At 36.0% G+C, this 767-nt stretch carries 2 protein-coding genes; both read right to left on the reverse strand.

Translation table 11 applies throughout. The annotated features are described in order from the left end of the window. Positions 1-5: 5 nt before the first annotated feature. Positions 6-413 (reverse strand): HEPN domain-containing protein, encoded by a 408-nt coding sequence (locus F9B85_RS14095; protein ID WP_151621833.1) that lies wholly within the window; start codon positions 411-413, stop codon positions 6-8. Then, a partial coding sequence (locus F9B85_RS14100; RefSeq protein WP_151621834.1) for a nucleotidyltransferase family protein occupies positions 410-767 on the reverse strand: 358 nt, incomplete at its 5' end. The genes F9B85_RS14095 and F9B85_RS14100, both read right to left, overlap by 4 nt.

Genomic DNA, 767 nt, shown 5'->3' on the forward strand with positions numbered 1-767 from the left:
CAATATCAGCATTTCTCTTTTGCTAATACAACCATACACTCTAGAAAGTCTTTTGCATCTGTCAAGTAATCCTGAACAATTGTGGATTCAAATTCAACCATAGGTTGATAATCTGCTCTGTGCCTAGCCTCAAATAATTTATCATATAATGAACCATATTTTTTGGGCACTACCATTGTTTTTACCATATTAAGATGAAAAGCTGCTCTTACGGCAGAATGCTTTTTTAATAACTGCTCTTTTTCCATTGCAGTTAACACGGCAGCTACAGCATAAAAAACAGAATAGTAAAGGCGACTCACTGTTATATCATATCTACCGGCATCAAACTCACTTTGAGCAGACTCATAGCTTCGTTGTGCTTTTTCGATCCACCAGTAGACGAGTTGTTTTCTTTCTTCATGAACAGTCATACCACAACCCCATCTCGTTGAACTTCACTATAAAGAGCTGATAAGTGTAGACGTTGACCATACCATGAAGAAGCATCTACTGGAACAAAGCTAATATTTGTTTCGTAGTTCAAGTTTATTTCAAAGATGATTTCAGCTATGATATCGCATTCCTGGTGAGATAACTTATGATCTGTAATAATTAAAAGATCAATGTCAGATAGCTCGTCAGCCTCTCTTCTAGCATAAGAGCCAAACAATACAATCTCTTTTACGGCTAGAACAGACAATAGTTTTTCCTTCACTTCAAGAATTGCTCTGGCTTGCTCTGAAGTAAGAATATTTTTCATTTCTATTAAGGTTCTTTTGTCCATA

This window comes from Heliorestis acidaminivorans, assembly GCF_008933955.1.
In the GTDB taxonomy this organism is placed as follows: Bacteria; Bacillota; Desulfitobacteriia; order Heliobacteriales; family Heliobacteriaceae; genus Heliorestis; species Heliorestis acidaminivorans.

Bases quoted from the DNA above. Each gene is read 5' to 3' on its own strand.
- F9B85_RS14095 (WP_151621833.1), bottom strand. From the start codon at position 413: ATGACTGTTCATGAAGAAAGAAAACAACTCGTCTACTGGTGGATCGAA.